This window comes from Bradyrhizobium archetypum (assembly GCF_013114835.1).
Lineage (GTDB): Bacteria > Pseudomonadota > Alphaproteobacteria > Rhizobiales > Xanthobacteraceae > Bradyrhizobium > Bradyrhizobium archetypum.
Genome location: NZ_JAAVLW010000001.1, coordinates 508,093 through 523,946 on the forward strand (window position 1 = coordinate 508,093; position 15,854 = coordinate 523,946).

Genomic DNA, 15,854 nt, shown 5'->3' on the forward strand with positions numbered 1-15,854 from the left:
ATGCCAACTGAACGCTTTCAATTCAACGGTGAAGGCGGTCATCAACTTGCCGCTGCACTGGACACGCCCGACGGACCAGTCCACGCTTACGCGCTGTTCGCGCATTGCTTCACCTGCGGCAAGGACGTGCTGGCGGCCAAGCGGATAGCGACGGCGCTAACGGCCAAAGGCATTGCGGTGCTGCGCTTCGACTTTACCGGCCTTGGCGCCAGCGAAGGCGAATTCGCCAACTCCACCTTCTCTTCGAACGTTGCCGATCTCGTTCGCGCCGCAGCCCATCTCCGTGAAACCCGCGCAGCGCCGACGCTGCTGATAGGTCACAGCCTCGGCGGCACGGCCATCCTTGCCGCCGCCGGGCAGATCCCGGAAGCGAAGGCGGTCGTCACCATCGCCGCGCCTTCGGATCCCGTGCACGTCACGCATCTGTTCAGGGATCGCATTGAGGACATCCGCACGCATGGCGAGGTGGAGGTCCAACTCGCCGGACGGGCATTTCATATCAAGCGTGAATTCCTCGACGACGTCGCCGAACACAGCCTGGCGGCGCACATCGCAAAACTCCACAAGGCGCTGCTGGTCATGCATTCGCCGACCGATGACACAGTCGGCATCGACCACGCCACCAGGATTTTCGCCGCGGCCAAGCATCCCAAGAGCTTTGTGTCGCTGTCGGGCTCCGATCATCTGCTCAGCGGCAAGCGTGACGCCGCCTATGTCGCCGGCGTCATCGCCGCCTGGGCCGAGCGCCATATCGAGCCCGCCGTCGTGCAGCCGACTTCTGCTACGACCGAGGCGCGGCGCCATGTCGTGGTGCGCGAAACCCGCAACAGCAAGTTCCAGCAGATCGTCACCGCGGGTCCCCATGAAATGGTCGCGGATGAGCCGGTCGCCGTCGGCGGCCAGGATAGCGGGCCTGGTCCCTATGACTTCTTGCTCGCAGGCCTCGGCGCCTGCACGTCGATGACGATGCGGATGTATGCCGACCGCAAATCACTGCCGCTGGACCGCGTCACCGTGACGCTGAAGCACAGCAAGATTCACGCAAAGGACTGCGAGGAGTGCGAAACGCGGGAGGGCATGCTGGATCAAATCGACCGGGTGATCGCGGTGGAAGGCGCGCTCGACGCCGATCAGCGCGCACGGCTGATGGAGATCGCCGACAAATGCCCGGTGCACCGGACACTGACGTCGGAAATCCGGATCGTGACGAAGGCCGCGGATTAGGCGGCAGCCAGTGGCCGCACCCGCAGCGCGCCGCGCAAGCCGGCGGCGGTGCCGACAAGGATGCCGGCGAAGGCGATCAGCGACGCCAGCGCCAGCGTGGAAAATCCTGTCAGCCCCTGCCCGATCGAGCAGCCGAACGCCATCACGCCGCCCGCCCCCATCAGCGCGGCACCACTGCCGGAGCGCAGCATGTGGCGCGGCGATTGATAGCCTTCGAGCTGAAAGCGCCCGGTCAATAGCGCGGTCGCCAGGCTGCCGGCGAACACGCCGAATACCGTCACGATGCCGAAGTTCAGCGTCGAGCCCGTCGACAGCATGACGTATTGCAACGCGTCCGCGATCGGCGCGATGAAGGTGAGCGAGGTCACCGGCGCAGGATTGAATTCGTCCGCGCCGAGATAGCCACTCGCAAACCAGCCCGCCGCGACCAGCAGGCCGATGACGAGCCCTGCGGCGATCTGGCCCGGCGAGCGGCGGAACGAGGGATGCGCAAAGGCGAAGATGATCAGCGCCGCAGAGATGATCGAGGCTGCCAGCATCCGTGCGGCCGTCGGGCTCAGGCCGGCCGCTGCAAACAGCGCGGGCACGGAGTTTGCCGTTGCCGAGGTCTGGGACGCACCGACCATCGCGATGCGCGCCGGCGCGATCAGGCCTTTCAGCGTCATCTGGGCGAAGATCGCCAGCACGACGACGACGACGAAGGAGCGGAGGTTGCCGCGCCCGAGCAGCACCAGCGCGCGAGAACCGCAGCCGTTCGCAAGCACCATGCCGTAGCCAAACAGCAGTCCGCCAAAGAACATCACCGGCCCGGAGAATGATGGCTGAAGATAAATCGACTTGCCGATATCGACGAGGCCGGCCGCCGCCAGCAACTGCGTCGCGGCAACGGCAACGCCGATTGCCAGCGCATAGCTCCGCACCAGCCGGGCATCGCCTTCCGCCCAAAATCCCCGGAGGCTGCTGAGCAGGCAAAAGCCGCTCAACAATCCGACCGATCCATAAAGGAGGCCGATCAGCAATCCGCTGACGACGACAATATTGGCACTGTCCAGCACTGGTGTGTTCCCGTTCCCTCGCAGCCGACTAGCCGTTACGGCTCAAATAGGACGCAATTTCAGCAATTGCTAATATGTTGGAAACAGAGGGGCGTCCATGGCCCGCTGACGCGGAAAATGAATCCGTTACATTGGCCTGCAACGAAGGAATAAAGCCGCTGCGATCGATGGCGTTGAGGGAGATTTGTTTCCCATGAAAAATCGGAAAGATCCTGCGCGTCCAGCGAATGCCGGTCGTCAAGGCCGCAGGATCACCCGATCCCTCGCCGAGCCCGCGACCGCGATAAAGGCCGCACGAGCCTGCTCCAGCGGGTAGATCGCATTCGGCTGGATCGCGAATGGCTTGAGCTGACCGCCGGCAAAGCCGGGGCCGAGTTCCTGTAGCACCGCGCCGGTCGCGATCGACGACAGGCCGAGCGTATCGATGCCCACGTAAGTGTGCTGGCCGCGATAGAATTCCAAGATGTTGAACTGCACGATACGGTCGATCGCAGCAATCAGGATCTGCCGCCCGCGCAGCGCCAGTGATTTATGCGCAGCGTCGAAATAGGGATCGCCAACCGTGTTGAACACGATGTCGGCGCCCTTGCCGCCGGTGAGTTCGCGCACGCGCGCCGCGACGTCGATCGCGGAGGCGTCGATCACCTCGACCGACGAATTGGCATGGCCTTCATACGGCTCGCTCTTGCGCACGACGCCGATCACGCGCGCGCCGTGCCAGCTTGCGATCTGCACCGCCGCCTGCCCGACCTTGCCATTGACACCCATCACGAGCACGGTCTCCCCAGCCTTCGGGATGCCGGCTCGCCGCAAGCCTTCCATTGCGGTGACGAAGGGCACGCCGATGCCGGCGGCCTCTTCCCATGAAATGCCCTTCGGTTTTTCGACCACGGCATCCATCTCGACCACGAGATGCGTGGCGTGGGTGCCATCACGGCGGATGCCGAGATCGCCCGAGGAGCCGAACACCTCGCGACCGACCCAGCCTTCCGGCCCATCAAGCACGACACCGGCATAGTCGCGGCCCGGCGTGCGCGGGAATACGGCGTAAGGCATCAAGCCGGTCGCGGCCTTGACGTCGGATGGATTGACGGCCGCGGCCTTGATTTCGATCAGCAACTCGCTTTCGCCGCGTGACAACGCACGCGTCTCGATCACCGGCGCGAGCGAACCGGCGTCGGCGACTTTGTGCGGCAGGCGGACGCAGCGGGCCTGGACCGTAACGGGTTTAACGTCTTGCTCTTTCGCGCCCGGCATCGCGGCCTTCCTGCTCAATCTTCCAAGCAGGAGTTACTCTTTCGGCCGCTTGTCGTAAACACGTTTTGCCTTGCCGAGCGAACGTTCCAGCGTGTCCGGCGCCACCGCTTTCACGCGCGCGGTAATGCCGATGGTATTCTTGATGAAGGCCGAGACCTTGTCGGCGTGTGCCGTAAGTCCGCTGCCGTCCCAGCTTTCGGGGCGGGCTTCGGCGAGCACGGTCATCTCGTCCATTCGCCCTTCCCGCGTCAGCTCGATGATGAAATGGCCGCCGCACCAGTCGGCCGCCAGCAGTGCCTCCTCGATCTGGGTCGGGAATACGTTGACGCCGCGCAGGATGATCATGTCGTCGGAACGCCCCGTCACCTTCTCCATGCGCCGCATGCCCGGCCGCGCCGTGCCCGGCAGCAGCCGCGTCAGGTCGCGGGTGCGATAACGAATGATCGGAAAGCCCTGTTTGGTGAGCGAGGTGAAGACCAATTCGCCCTTTTCGCCGTCCGCCAACACCGCGCCGGTCTCGGGATCGATCACCTCGGGATGGAAATGATCTTCCCAGATATGCAGGCCATCCTTGGTCTCGACGCATTCCTGCGCCACGCCGGGACCGATCACTTCCGATAGGCCGTAGATATCGGTCGCATCCATGTCGAACGCCTGCTCGATCTCGGCGCGCATGGCGTTGGTCCAGGGCTCGGCGCCGAAAATGCCGAACTTCAGCGACGATTTGCGCGGGTCGAGGCCCTGCCGCTTGAACTCGTCCAGAATCGCCAGCATGTAGCTCGGCGTCACCGTGATGATGTCGGGCTTGAAATCGTTGATCAGTTGCACCTGGCGCTCGGTCATGCCGCCGGAAACCGGCACCACGGTGCAGCCGAGCTTTTCGGCGCCGTAGTGCACGCCAAGCCCGCCGGTGAACAGGCCGTAGCCATAGGCATTATGAATGATCATGCCGCTGCGGCCGCCGGCGGCGCGGATCGAACGCGCCATCACCTCCGACCAGATGTCGATGTCGGCTTGGGTATAGCCGACCACGATCGGCTTGCCGGTCGTGCCCGACGACGCATGAACACGGACTAGTTTCTCGCGCGGCACCGCGAACATGTTGAAGGGATAGTTGTCGCGCAGATCGGTCTTCACCGTGAACGGAAATTTGGCGAGATCGGAGAGCTGCCTGAAATCGGACGGATGCACGCCGGCCGTATCGAACGCTTTTCTGTAATGCGCGACATTGTCATAGGCGTGTCTGAGCGACCAGGCGAGACGCTTGGTCTGCAGCGCCATGATCTCGTCGCGCGAGGCGCGTTCAGCCTCGTCCAATTCAGCGCCGTAACCGCTTCCGCTGGATTTCAATCTTGCCATGGCCATGGCGTGTTCCTCTCGCTTGCTATTCTTGTTTGGTCTCTTCGTCCGCGGACGGCAACCACGTGCCGGCGACGGTGCGGGAGTGGCCGCGGAACTCGGCGATCACGACATCACCGGCGGTGACGCGGACGTCGTAGATGCCGGACCGGCCGTTGCGCGAAATTTCGCGCGCCGTCGCAACCAGCACGTCGCCAAGCTTGCCCGGCCGGATGAAGGCGATATCGCATTGCGCGGCGACCGCGCGCTCATTGCGGGAGTTGCAGGCAAAGGCGAAGGTGGAATCGGCCAAGAGGAAGATGAATCCGCCATGGGCGATACGCTGGCCGTTGACCATGTGCGGCGCCACCGTCATCGTCAGCGTCGCCTGCCCGGGCTTGACCTCGACAATCTTCATGCCGAGGCCCTTGCTGGCGTCGTCTTCCTTCCACATCGCATCCGCGCAGGCGCGGGCGATCTCGTCGGGCGACAGCGCGACGTTCATGGCTGATAACCCGCTCGGCGAGACGATTCCACGCCGTTTTCTCCCTGTGCGCACGGGCCTGTTCGGCCTCTTTACGTAGTGTGGGAACGAAGCACCCTAGGTGTCAACGATTCCCTGGTTTCTTGCCGAGTCATTCCGGGGCGATGCGTCAGCATCGAACCCGGAATCTCGAGATTCCGGGTTCACGCTTCGCGTGCCCCGGAATGACAGCTAGACATGATCGTAATCCACCACGACCTTGTCCGAGCACGGCCGCGCCTGGCAGGTCAGGATGAAGCCTGCCTTCAGCTCCCACGGCTCCAGCGAATAATTGACCTCCATCTGCGCCTCGCCTTCGACCAGCTTGGCGCGGCAGGTCGAGCACATGCCACCCTTGCAGGCGAACGGCAGGTCCATGCCGGCGCGCAAGGCCGCATCGAGAATCGCTTCACCCTCGGCGACCGGCACCTCGCGGCGCTTGCCGTCGATGATCAGCGAGGCCATTGCCTTTGGCGGCGCGGAGGGCTCGACAACTTTCTTCGGCCGCGGCTTGCCGCCGAACTCCGAGACGAAGCGTTCGACGTGAATACGATCCTCCGGAATACCGATCTCGCGGCAGGTCGCCTCGATATCCTCGCTCATGCCGACGGGACCGCAGATGAAGACATGATCAACGCTGGCAGCCGGCACCAGCGAGCGCAACAGCACGCGCACCTTCTCGCCGTCGAGCCGGCCATGCAGGATCGGAATGTCCTGTTCTTCGCCCGAGATGACATGGAACAGCGACAACCGCTGCATGTAGCGATCTTTCAGTTCCTCCAGCTCTTCGAGGAAAAGCATATTCGATGTCGAGCGGTTGCCGTAGAACAGGAAGAAGCGGCTACCCGGCTCGCGGGCGAGCACGCCCTTGATGATCGACAGGATTGGCGTGATACCGCTGCCGGCGGCAAAGCCGACATACACCCTTGTCTCGTCAGGCGCATGCGTCACGCCGAAGCGGCCGGTCGGCGTCATCACATCGAGCTCGTCGCCGGCCTGCAATTGCTCCGCGGCCCAATTGGAAAACGCGCCGCCATCGACCTTCTTCACGGCAATGCGCAGTTCGCCGTCATCGGGGCCGGAGCAGATCGAGTAGGAGCGGCGCACTTCCTCACCATCCATCGTCATGCGCAGCGTGAGATATTGCCCGGGGGTGAAGCTGTAGTCGTCTTGCAGCTCCTTCGGAATAGCGAAGCTCATCGACACAGCGTCAGCCGCCTCACGGCGAAGGTCGTTGACGGCGAGACGGTGAAAGCGCGGTGCGTGAGACATCAGTGTTCCCCCACCGTCATTGCGAGCGCAGCGAAGCAATCCACCCTTTCTTTGCGGCTCGATGGATTGCTTCGCTTCGCTCGCAATGACGGCATAGAGGGCCTCAATGACACTTGAAATAATCGAACGGTTCGCGGCAGGCCTTGCAGCGCCACAGCGCCTTGCAGGAGGTCGAGCCGAATTCGGAGAGCAGTTCGGTATTGTGCGAGCCGCATTGCGGACAGGCCACCTGCTGTTCGCCAAACAGCGCGCGGCGCGAGTGCGATGCTTGCGGCGGCGCAATGCCGTAGGCCCGGAGCTTGTTGCGGCCGTCCTCGCTCATCCAGTCGGTGGTCCAGGCCGGCGAGAGCACGGTGCGGACGGTCGGCCGCGCGATGCCGACGCGCTCCAGCGCCAATTCGATCTCCAGCGCGATCATGTTCATGGCGGGACAGCCGGAATAGGTCGGCGTGATCGCGACCTCGACGCGGCCGTCATGGACCTCGACTTCCCGCAGCACGCCGAGATCAGCGATCGTAAGCACCGGGATCTCTGGATCGACGACCTGTGCCGCCGCCTCCCAGGCGCGCCGGCGCAGATCGGTATCGCCTGATGCCGTCACCATGTCGACCCCGGAAAGCTTCGCTGCATGGATTGCAACTCGCTGAGCAGATGGCCGAGATGCTCGCTGTGCCGGCCGCTGCGGCCGCCCTGCTGCATCCAGTCGTTGTTTGGCAGGACGAGCGTCGCTTCGTCGACGACACCGCTGATCGTCTTCAGCCATGGCGGCCGCAACGGCGCCGGATCGACCGCGATGCCGGCATCGATCAGCCCGCGCTCGCTGTCGTCGACCGAAAACATCTCGCCGGTAAAGGCCCAGAGTTCATCGATTGCGACCTGCGCGCGGCGGTGGCTTTCCTCGGTGCCGTCGCCGAGGCGGATGATCCATTCGGAAGAATGCCGGACGTGATAGGCGCTTTCCTTTTCCGATTTCGCCGCAATCGCCGCCAGCGTCGGATCGGTGGAGCGCATCATCGCGCGCCAATAGAGATCGGCGAAGGTGGCATAGAAGAACTGGCGCACGATGGTGCGCGCGAAATCGCCGTTCGGCTGCTCCAGCAGCAGCAGGTTGCGGTATTGGCGGACGTCGCGCAAGTAAGCGAACTTGTCCTCGTCATTGCCCCTGCCCTCGACCTTGGCCGCGTAGCTGTAGAGCTCGCGCGCCTGGCCGAGCAGGTCGAGGCCCGTATTGGCGAGCGCCATATCCTCTTCCAGCATCGGCGCGCGGCCGCACCATTCCGACAGCCGGTGCCCGAGGATCAGCGCATCATCGGCGCGGCGCAGGGTGTAGAGCACCAGCGGCGTTTCGGAGACGGTGATGTTGGCTGCGGTCATCTGGACACCTGGCTGTTCAATCGCCATTGCGAGGAGCGAAGCGACGAAGCAATCCAAACTTGCTTTGCGGGCACGATGGTTGCTTCGCTGCGCTCGCAATGACGGCGTCACATATGCCCGACTTCCTCAGGCACGTCGTAGAACGTCGGGTGGCGGTAGATCTTGGATTCCGCCGGCTCGAACATCATGCCCTTCTCGGACGGATCGGACGCGGTGATCGCGTTCGACGGCACCACCCAGATCGAAAGCCCTTCGCCGCGGCGGGTATAGATGTCGCGCGCGGCCTGCAGCGCCAGGGTCGCATCGGTGGCGTGCAGCGAGCCGACGTGCTTGTGCGCCAGGCCATTGCGGCTGCGGATAAAAACTTCCCAGAGTGGAATGTTCGGCGTTGCCATCCCTCGTCTCCTTACTCGGCGGCCTGCAGGGCAGCGCGCTGCCGGCGCTTTGCGGCATAGGCCATCGCGGCCTCGCGCACCCAGGCGCCGTCCTCATGCGCCTTGCGCCGCGCCGCCATCCGATCGCGGTTGCAGGGGCCGTTCCCGGCCAGCACCTGCTTGAACTCTTCCCAGTCGATCGCGCTGTATTCCCAATTGCCCGCTTCGTTTTGTTTCATGGCGGGATCGGGAATGGTCAGCCCCAGGAACTGCGCCTGCGGCACCGTGGCGTCGACGAATTTCTGCCGTAGCTCGTCGTTGGAGAAGCGCTTGATCTTCCACTTGGTCGAAGTGTCGCTGTGCTGGCTGGCTTGATCAGGCGGACCGAACATCATCAGGACCGGCCACCACCAGCGGTTCAGCGCGTCCTGCGCCATCGCCTTCTGTTCGTCGGTGCCGCGGCACAGCGTCAGCATGATCTCAAAGCCCTGGCGCTGATGGAAGGATTCCTCCTTGCAGACGCGGATCATCGCGCGTGCATAGGGGCCGTAGGAGCAGCGGCACAGCGGGATCTGGTTCATGATTGCAGCGCCATCGACCAGCCAGCCGATCGTGCCGATGTCGGCCCAGGTCAGCGTCGGATAGTTGAAGATCGACGAATATTTCGCCTTGCCCGCCAGCATCGCATCGACCAGTTCCTCGCGCGAGGAGCCGAGCGTCTCGGCGGCGGCGTAGAGATAGAGCCCGTGGCCGCACTCGTCCTGAACCTTCGCGAGCAGCGCGGCCTTGCGGCGCAGCGACGGCGCGCGGGTGATCCAATTGCCCTCGGGCAACATGCCGACGATTTCGGAATGCGCGTGCTGGGAGATCTGCCGCGTCAGCGTCTTGCGGTAGGCGGGCGGCATCCAGTCGTTCGGCTCGATGCGTTCTTCGGCGTCGATGCGCGCCTGGAACTGCGCGGCCCGCGCCGCGTCCTCAACGTGGCGGTCTTCGCCATCGGACGAATTGAGCGCCTGCGTGTACATGGCGGACCTCCCGGTACTGGTTGGGAGGAAATATATAACATAATTTCTTATATGCAATATATTTCTGTAACGTATTCAGGCCCCATTGAACCGCTGGAACAGTTCAGGTCCGGGCTTCGGCAGGGCGCCGCTTTCGTTGGTCGCATGGCGGTCAAGCCACTGTTCGGATGCGGGAAGCAGCGCGCGATAGATCTCGCCGCAGAGCGCGCGGGCCGCCCTGCCCGGCCAGTCCCCCGGCAATAGCGAGGTCGGCAACAGCGGATCGCGAAGCACCACGCGGCGGTAATGGTGGATCAAGAGCACGCGCGCGGTGAAGGCGTCGGCCTCCGACAGCCGTTCGCCGCGGCCGATCCACGCCTGCAACGGCTCGAAGGTTTTCATGAACTTCTGATAGGCATCCGCCGTGCGATGAAGCGGCCAGCTCTCGCTGAGCAGGCGCCGGCCGCTGTCGTCCTCGGCGGAAACTTCGAGGCGGATTGCGCCCGAGGCTTCCTGGGGGATGGGCACGCCCGACGGGGCGACCCACACGCCCGGCAGCGGGCTGCCGAAGCCCGCATTCTTCAGCGCCTCGCGCGAGGCGTCGCGGTCTTCGCCATTGCCGATCAGCAAAAGTTCGAAGCGTCCGGTCCAGTCGGTGGCTGGCGGGCCATAGATGTGTTTCGTTGCGATATCAAACGTTTGCCGTCCGCTTTGCACCAAACGATAGAAGCTGTTGCGACCGACTTTATTTCGCTCGAACCAGCCGTCCGCGGTCAGCCGCGACATCGCGGTGCGCACCACGCTGGCGTCGATGTCGAGTTGTTCGAAGAATTCGAGCAGCGTGCCGAGCCAGACCGAGCCGCCGCGCGGCACGATGGCATCGCCAAACACAGTGATGACAATCGAGCCGGTGCGCGACGGTTCGCGCTTCAACTGCTGGATGATACGGGCAAGCGGTCGCGGCATGCGTCAAGGCATAGCGCGTTTTGTGGGTTTGCGAAAACCGGGAGCGATTACTCCCGCTCCCCGTTCTTCACGGGGAGAGGGTTGGAGTGAGGGGCTGCCTCCGCAAATTCGATAGAGCGTCGTACGCGGAGAGCCCCTTACCCGCCGTTTTCGCGGCGGCCTCTCCCCGCACGCGGGGCGAGGCCGTCGGAGTCCGCTGCTACCGATGCGGGTCCGGATAGACCAGGCTGCGCCAGCCGCTGCGGTCGAACGGGGCCCACTCGCCTTCCGGCTGCGCCAGCCGATCGGCGACCGCGTAAACCACGGCCGGATGATGGCCCATGCCGCAATGGCTGCTCTCAACCTCGATGCTCTCCGACGTCGCTGATGTCTTCTCCCTGCAGCCCTGCCAGGCGCAGATGCCGTCGGTGCGGCTGAAGATCGCGGTGGTCGGCACCGGCGGTGTACTCGAGAGCGCGCCGCCGAAGCGGGCATCCTCTTCGTCGGCGCGGCGACCGCTCGCGAGCTCATAGACACGCCACGCATTGGTTGCTTTCGGACCCGACGCAAACGGACTGCCGAGCGTGATCACCGAGCGCACGCGCTCCGGCATCATCTTGGCAAGCTGGCGCGCATACAGGCCGCCGAGGCTCCAGCCGACCAGCGAGACCTTGCGGCCATGCGTGTCGTTCAGTTCCTGCAGCAGGTCGACCATCGCGTTCTGCACGCCGTGGCGCAGGCCGAGGTTGCGTCCCTGCCGCCAGCCGCTGACGGCGTAGCCGCGCGTGCGCAGGAAGCTGCGCAGCGGGCGCGTCGAGGTGTCGGACGCCACAAGCCCGGGCAACACCAGCACGGGATGGCCATCGCCGCGTGGCGCAAGGCTCAGCAGTGGCAACGCGCCCAGAAATGCACCGAGCTCGTGTATGGCGCGCCCCTCCAAAAACATCAGGGTTCTGGATGGCGGGCCAAGCGTCTGCGCAGCAACGGACATCATGTCTCCTCTCGGGCGCGGCCCCTTACGTCGCGGCAGCCGGCTACTGGTTCGGTTATCAGTACGCTAGCGCGTTAGAATCGTTCCGCAATGCAACACGGTTCCATAAAAAGCTAGGGAGCCGGTTTCGCGCTGGCAAGCGGGCCAGATCACACTTGAGATAATGAAAGCGTTGACGTGATTAATTGGTCACAGCAGCCGCAGCAGGTATTCGAGGATGTACAGCGCCAGCCCTGCAAGCCCGCCGATCAGCGAGCCGTTGAAGCGGATGTATTGCAGGTCGCGGCCGATGTTGATTTCGATCAGCGAGATCAACTGCCCCATGTCCCAGGATTTCACCTGGTCCGAAATGAAGGTGGAGACGCCGCTCTTCTGTTCGGCGACTACCGTGCGCAGCACGGCGACGAGCCCCTGATTGATTTCGGTGCGCAGCTCGGGGTCGCCCGCCAGCGCCTCGCCGGCCTCCATGAACACGCGCACCAGATATTGCTGCAGCACCTGGGTCTCGCCCGAGGCGCTGCGCTCGAAGAACGCGCGCGTGTTCTCCCAAATGTGGCGCGCAAGGCTGGTCAGTTCGGGCCGCGCCAGGAGATCGCGCTTCAACCCGGCAATGCGCTCGGCATAGGCCGGATCGGTGCCGAGCCGATCGACGAATGTCAGGATCATGCGATCGAACTCGCCGCGGAACGGATGCGCGGGATCGTTGCGAACTTCTTCGAAGAACGCGGTGGCCGATGCGACGATCTTGTTCACGAGAAACTTGTCGGCGCGATAGAGCCTCAAGAGCGTCGGCAGCTCATTGCGGATCTTCTCGCGGATCATGGCCATGGTCTCGGCCGTCGTCATCGTCTCATGCACGCCGCGCAGGAGATCGTCGAGCAGGCCTTGGTGGCGGCCTTCCTTTACGAAGGTGCGCAAGGTGCCTGCAGCGAGCGGCGCCAGATCGATCGCCATCAATTGCGCGGTGATGCGGCGGCTGACGAAGGTCATCAGCCCGGAATTCTCGGTCGCGGCGACTGCTTCGGGCAGCAGCCGCAGCGCAAAGCGTGCGAGATCCTCGCTGCGCTTGCGGTCGCGCAGCCAGTCGGCGATGAATGAGCCGAAATCGATCTGCCGCAATTTTGCTTCGACCGGCGCCGCTTCAAGGAAGTGCACTTCGATAAATTCGCCGAGCTTGTCGGCGATGCGGTGCTGGTTGCTCTGGATGATCGCGGTATGCGGGATCGGCAGTCCCAGCGGCCGTTTGAACAGCGCCACCACGGCGTACCAGTCGGCAAGGCCGCCGATCGTGGCGGCTTCGGCAAAGGCCGCGATGAAGCCGAAAACCGGATGGACCGGCAGCAGCGCTCTTGCGGCGAGAAAGCTCACAAACGTCGCCGCCAGCACGGACGTCGCCAACAACTTCACGCGCCGCAGCTCGGCGGTGCGGGTCGCGTCGCCGGGAGTGTCGATCGCGAAGGCGGCGGGAAGGGTCATGGCGGCTTTCGGCGGAGATTCGCGCCTGGGTCAGCGTACTCCGTCATTGCGAGCGCAGCGAAGCACTCCATCTCACCGCGAACGGAAAGATGGATTGCTTCGTCGCTTACGCTCCTCGCAATGACGGAGGAGGATGCAACGTTGATCTATGTCGACGACCGACAAAAAGAAGGCCCGCAAAAAGCGGGCCTTCGAAACGGCACTTGTCAGGCGGACGCCATCAAGCGGTCTTGGAATAGACCTTGGTGAAGTTATCCTGCGCAGTTTTGGCGCCGTCGGCGACGAGCTTGCCGAGATACTCGGTGGTGGCCTTCGCCCGCGAGACGAGCACTTCGCCACGCGCACGAACCAGGTCCGACTGGATCTGGGCGGCTTCGCTCAGCGACTTGGCCGAAGCGAGCTTGTCGATGCCGGCGAAGAACGCTTCCGCGTCCTGGTAAATCGCCTGCTGGATGTTGCGGCTGATCTTGGCGGCCTCGGTGACCGAACCGGCAACGGCGGTCTCGATGGCGGCGGTGACCTTCTCGGAGCCGGCATAGGCGTCGGCAGCGCGCTCCTTGGCGGTCTCGGCCTGCTTCTTCACGAACTCACGGGCGGCTTCCGGAACTTCCAGGTTCTGGAGCTTGGTGAACGCCTCGGTGACGGGCGCGAAGGCTTCCTTGACGGTGTTCAGCACGGAATTGGTTTCGGTGGTCATTGGGGGTCTCTCCATCCTCAGGTTTTGAGCAACGGGGCTCACCCCGTCCGGATTGGCCCGGGGCACGCGTGTTGTGCCATAGTTAATGGTGCGATGCAACATTTATGTTGCGTCGCGATATCACGAGTTTGTGATCAGCCTGAGGGGTGGGCGTTTTGCCCAACGAAACAGCAAAAGTTCCACTTTAGTATGGTGCCGTCCGGCCTACTTTGCATGGGGTTGTTTTACGAGTTTTTGTCCGGAGCCCTGGCGCCGTTAGTGCTGGACCGCCCCGGGCAGCCCATAGGCTTCCATCTGTGCCCGCACCTGCGCCACATTGTGCCCGAGCACGACAATGTCATGCTTCTTGCCGTCGACATCCCGGACATGGTCGCGCAGCAGGGCCTCGGCCCGGAAACCGAGGCTCTCGAAAAGGGCGATCGCCGCCTGCTGGTCGACCGTCATCTGCACCGACAGCTTTTCCAGGCCAGCGCCCAGCGCCAGTGCAAAGGTCTCCTGCGACAGCGCCCGGCCAACCCCCTGCCCGCGGACGTCGAGCGACACCACCATCCGGATCTCGCCGACATGGGGGGACCAGGAATGGGGATCGCGCACCAGCGTGCCGCAACCGACCACCGTCCCGTCCTTCACCGCCAGCAGGCTGACGATGGCACCGCGCTCGATCTCGTTGATCCAGGCCGACAGCACCTTTGGCTGGCTGATGTTGCGCGGCAGGAACAGCAAATCGTGGGTTGGGAGCTGTTGCGCAAATGCCAGCACGGCAGCCTCGTCGGCGCGCGCCATCAGGCGAAATTCGATGTCGCCGGCGTCGGTCTTGACGTGGCGCGGATAGGAACGTGTTTCGCTCATGTTGATCTCTTACCTAGCCAGGAATCCAGTTTCGGCCACAGCCGCTTGATGGCGTTGGCGCCGGCGACGAGGCTGACGTGACCGCCCTTCAGCATCACCTCTTCCTTATCGGTGGAGCCGACTTTCATGATGAGGTGCTTGGCGGCGTCATAGGGCACGATGTGATCGTGCTCGGCGACCGCATGCAGGATCGGCACCTTGATGCTGGAAAGTTCAGCCGCGCGCCCGCCGACCGACATGGTGTCGTTGTAGAGCTTGTTGTCCCACATCAGGTCCTTGGTAATGGCGCGAAAGTACTCGCCGGCCAGCGGCAAGGTGTCCGTGCCCCAACGATCCATCATCCGGTAAGCTTTGACGTATTCGTCATTCCAGATGTTTTCCCACAATTGCACCTGGCTGACGGTGCGCGACGCCGGCCGCAGCATTTCGAACGAAGACAGGATCATTTCGGGCGGGACGTTGCCGACGCTGTCGACGAGCCGGTCGACATCGAAGTAGCGCCGATCCGAAAAATTCTGGAACAGCTTCATCTCGCGGAAATCGATCGGCGTGGTGAAGCAGATCAGGTTCTTCATCGGGCCGTCGTGGAAGATCGAGCCGTAGAGCAGCGACAGCACGCCGCCGAAGCAATAGCCGATAATGCTGACGTCCTTCTCGCCGGAATCCTGTTGCACGCGGCGGACGCAATCCGGAATGAAGTCGAGGACGTAGTCCTCCATCCGCAAGGATTTCTCTTCGGGCTTCGGCGCGGTCCAGTCCAGCATGTAGACGTCGTAGCCGCGCTTCAACAGAAACTCGATAAAACTCTGGCCCGGGACCATGTCGAGGATGTAGCCGCGATTGGTGGTCGCCATCACGATCAGGATCGGCACGCGGTAGATTTCATCCGCGACCGGCCGGTAGTGATAGAGGTTCATGGTGCCGCGGACGGCCAAAATGTCCTTCGGCGTCGAGCCGAGCGAGGGCCCCGAGGTGGAGAAATATTCGACACCCTTGATGCTGCGCTGGATCGCACGCTGCACCTCGGACTGGACCCGCTCGGAGATCGAAGCGAAATCGAGGCCCGCGGCAGCATTCATTTCTGCTCTCCCTCCGAGGGCGGCCGCTTGGTGCGCGGCGGTCGCGGGGTCGCGCCATAACCGCCCTCCGGCGCCAGCGAATTGCGGTGCACCTGATGCAACAGCGCCTTGATTTCGTTGAGCTGGCTCTCGATCGACTGCAGCCGCTCGGCCATGCCGACGAGCTGCGCCCGGCTCGGCAGGTTCATCGCCAGCAGATATTTCTCCATCAGCTCGCCGAGCTGCTTCTGCGCGCCCGCGGTGGCGCCGCCGACCTGATTCATTGCCTTGGAAAATTCAGGCGAGGACATCGCCTGGTTGGCAAAGGCGTTGAATCCCTTTTCCATCTCCCCGATCATGGTCTGCCAGATCACGGCAGGATCGTTGCCTTTGTCGGCCATAGGCGCCCTCTCCCTC

18 protein-coding genes are annotated in these 15,854 nt (G+C 63.5%); 1 reads left to right on the top strand and 17 read right to left on the bottom strand.

Features of this window, described 5'->3' with window-relative positions; genetic code table 11:
- The gene (locus tag HCN50_RS02270) at nt 1-1,224 is read left to right on the top strand and encodes a bifunctional alpha/beta hydrolase/OsmC family protein (RefSeq protein ID WP_171707976.1); all 1,224 of its coding nucleotides are present in this window, start codon (nt 1-3) and stop codon (nt 1,222-1,224) included.
- On the opposite strand, the gene HCN50_RS02275 is transcribed toward HCN50_RS02270, so the two are convergent.
- The 17 genes from HCN50_RS02275 to HCN50_RS02355 all read right to left on the bottom strand — a co-directional run bounded on the left by HCN50_RS02275 (nt 1,221) and on the right by HCN50_RS02355 (nt 15,838).
- A complete protein-coding gene (locus HCN50_RS02275; protein WP_171707977.1) occupies nt 1,221-2,279 on the bottom strand; it encodes a YeeE/YedE family protein in 1,059 nt (352 codons plus the stop codon). The two genes, HCN50_RS02270 and HCN50_RS02275, sit on opposite strands and share 4 nt — an antisense overlap.
- Before the next feature lie 28 nt (nt 2,280-2,307).
- On the bottom strand, nt 2,308-2,520 hold the full coding sequence (locus HCN50_RS02280; RefSeq protein WP_171707978.1) for a hypothetical protein: 213 nt from the start codon (nt 2,518-2,520) through the stop codon (nt 2,308-2,310).
- Entirely contained in the window at nt 2,517-3,536 is a 1,020-nt protein-coding gene (locus HCN50_RS02285; RefSeq protein WP_171707979.1) for a quinone oxidoreductase family protein, read from the bottom strand. Before HCN50_RS02285 ends, HCN50_RS02280 begins: the two co-directional genes overlap by 4 nt.
- Nucleotides 3,537-3,569: 33 nt before the next feature.
- Nucleotides 3,570-4,901, bottom strand: a complete 1,332-nt coding sequence (paaK, locus tag HCN50_RS02290; RefSeq protein ID WP_171707980.1) for a phenylacetate--CoA ligase PaaK — start codon at nt 4,899-4,901, stop codon at nt 3,570-3,572.
- Between the two features lie 19 nt (nt 4,902-4,920).
- Nucleotides 4,921-5,379, bottom strand: coding sequence for a hydroxyphenylacetyl-CoA thioesterase PaaI (paaI, locus tag HCN50_RS02295; RefSeq protein ID WP_171707981.1), 459 nt, complete (start codon nt 5,377-5,379; stop codon nt 4,921-4,923).
- A 210-nt stretch (nt 5,380-5,589) separates the two neighbouring features.
- Nucleotides 5,590-6,669 carry a 1,2-phenylacetyl-CoA epoxidase subunit PaaE gene (gene paaE, locus HCN50_RS02300; protein WP_171707982.1) on the bottom strand — a complete coding sequence of 360 codons (1,080 nt, stop codon included), beginning with the start codon at nt 6,667-6,669 and terminating at the stop codon, nt 5,590-5,592.
- A 103-nt stretch (nt 6,670-6,772) separates the two neighbouring features.
- Nucleotides 6,773-7,273, bottom strand: coding sequence for a 1,2-phenylacetyl-CoA epoxidase subunit PaaD (gene paaD, locus HCN50_RS02305; protein ID WP_171707983.1), 501 nt, complete (start codon nt 7,271-7,273; stop codon nt 6,773-6,775).
- Nucleotides 7,267-8,043: a 1,2-phenylacetyl-CoA epoxidase subunit PaaC gene (gene paaC / locus HCN50_RS02310; RefSeq protein WP_171707984.1), complete on the bottom strand. Its 777-nt coding sequence runs from the start codon at nt 8,041-8,043 to the stop codon at nt 7,267-7,269. The genes paaD and paaC overlap by 7 nt, the downstream gene beginning before the upstream one ends.
- Before the next feature lie 107 nt (nt 8,044-8,150).
- A complete protein-coding gene (gene paaB, locus HCN50_RS02315; protein ID WP_065756553.1) occupies nt 8,151-8,438 on the bottom strand; it encodes a 1,2-phenylacetyl-CoA epoxidase subunit PaaB in 288 nt (95 codons plus the stop codon).
- A gap of 11 nt (nt 8,439-8,449) precedes the next feature.
- Nucleotides 8,450-9,442 (bottom strand): 1,2-phenylacetyl-CoA epoxidase subunit PaaA, encoded by a 993-nt coding sequence (paaA, locus tag HCN50_RS02320; protein ID WP_171707985.1) that lies wholly within the window; start codon nt 9,440-9,442, stop codon nt 8,450-8,452.
- A gap of 75 nt (nt 9,443-9,517) precedes the next feature.
- Entirely contained in the window at nt 9,518-10,387 is an 870-nt protein-coding gene (gene paaX, locus HCN50_RS02325) for a phenylacetic acid degradation operon negative regulatory protein PaaX (protein WP_171707986.1), read from the bottom strand.
- 199 nt (nt 10,388-10,586) lie between these two features.
- Nucleotides 10,587-11,357 (bottom strand): esterase/lipase family protein, encoded by a 771-nt coding sequence (locus tag HCN50_RS02330; protein WP_171707987.1) that lies wholly within the window; start codon nt 11,355-11,357, stop codon nt 10,587-10,589.
- Nucleotides 11,358-11,546: 189 nt separating this feature from the next.
- Nucleotides 11,547-12,833 (bottom strand): DUF445 domain-containing protein, encoded by a 1,287-nt coding sequence (locus HCN50_RS02335; RefSeq protein ID WP_171707988.1) that lies wholly within the window; start codon nt 12,831-12,833, stop codon nt 11,547-11,549.
- A 220-nt stretch (nt 12,834-13,053) separates the two neighbouring features.
- Nucleotides 13,054-13,530: a phasin gene (locus HCN50_RS02340; RefSeq protein ID WP_171707989.1), complete on the bottom strand. Its 477-nt coding sequence runs from the start codon at nt 13,528-13,530 to the stop codon at nt 13,054-13,056.
- A gap of 255 nt (nt 13,531-13,785) precedes the next feature.
- A complete protein-coding gene (locus HCN50_RS02345) occupies nt 13,786-14,379 on the bottom strand; it encodes a GNAT family N-acetyltransferase (protein ID WP_171707990.1) in 594 nt (197 codons plus the stop codon).
- Nucleotides 14,376-15,458, bottom strand: a complete 1,083-nt coding sequence (locus HCN50_RS02350; RefSeq protein ID WP_171707991.1) for an alpha/beta fold hydrolase — start codon at nt 15,456-15,458, stop codon at nt 14,376-14,378. The genes HCN50_RS02345 and HCN50_RS02350 overlap by 4 nt, the downstream gene beginning before the upstream one ends.
- Nucleotides 15,455-15,838 (bottom strand): hypothetical protein, encoded by a 384-nt coding sequence (locus tag HCN50_RS02355; RefSeq protein ID WP_171707992.1) that lies wholly within the window; start codon nt 15,836-15,838, stop codon nt 15,455-15,457. The genes HCN50_RS02350 and HCN50_RS02355 overlap by 4 nt, the downstream gene beginning before the upstream one ends.
- Nucleotides 15,839-15,854: the final 16 nt, after the last annotated feature.

Coding starts and splice junctions, on each gene's coding strand:
- HCN50_RS02355 (WP_171707992.1), bottom strand. CDS start 15,838: ATGGCCGACAAAGGCAACGATCCTGCCGTGATCTGGCAGACCATGATC.
- HCN50_RS02345 (WP_171707990.1), bottom strand. CDS start 14,379: ATGAGCGAAACACGTTCCTATCCGCGCCACGTCAAGACCGACGCCGGC.
- HCN50_RS02340 (WP_171707989.1), bottom strand. CDS start 13,530: ATGACCACCGAAACCAATTCCGTGCTGAACACCGTCAAGGAAGCCTTC.
- paaI (WP_171707981.1), bottom strand. CDS start 5,379: ATGAACGTCGCGCTGTCGCCCGACGAGATCGCCCGCGCCTGCGCGGAT.
- paaA (WP_171707985.1), bottom strand. CDS start 9,442: ATGTACACGCAGGCGCTCAATTCGTCCGATGGCGAAGACCGCCACGTT.
- paaX (WP_171707986.1), bottom strand. CDS start 10,387: ATGCCGCGACCGCTTGCCCGTATCATCCAGCAGTTGAAGCGCGAACCG.
- paaB (WP_065756553.1), bottom strand. CDS start 8,438: ATGGCAACGCCGAACATTCCACTCTGGGAAGTTTTTATCCGCAGCCGC.
- HCN50_RS02285 (WP_171707979.1), bottom strand. CDS start 3,536: ATGCCGGGCGCGAAAGAGCAAGACGTTAAACCCGTTACGGTCCAGGCC.
- paaK (WP_171707980.1), bottom strand. CDS start 4,901: ATGGCCATGGCAAGATTGAAATCCAGCGGAAGCGGTTACGGCGCTGAA.
- HCN50_RS02335 (WP_171707988.1), bottom strand. CDS start 12,833: ATGACCCTTCCCGCCGCCTTCGCGATCGACACTCCCGGCGACGCGACC.
- paaC (WP_171707984.1), bottom strand. CDS start 8,043: ATGACCGCAGCCAACATCACCGTCTCCGAAACGCCGCTGGTGCTCTAC.
- HCN50_RS02350 (WP_171707991.1), bottom strand. CDS start 15,458: ATGAATGCTGCCGCGGGCCTCGATTTCGCTTCGATCTCCGAGCGGGTC.
- HCN50_RS02330 (WP_171707987.1), bottom strand. CDS start 11,357: ATGTCCGTTGCTGCGCAGACGCTTGGCCCGCCATCCAGAACCCTGATG.
- HCN50_RS02270 (WP_171707976.1), top strand. CDS start 1: ATGCCAACTGAACGCTTTCAATTCAACGGTGAAGGCGGTCATCAACTT.
- paaD (WP_171707983.1), bottom strand. CDS start 7,273: ATGGTGACGGCATCAGGCGATACCGATCTGCGCCGGCGCGCCTGGGAG.
- paaE (WP_171707982.1), bottom strand. CDS start 6,669: ATGTCTCACGCACCGCGCTTTCACCGTCTCGCCGTCAACGACCTTCGC.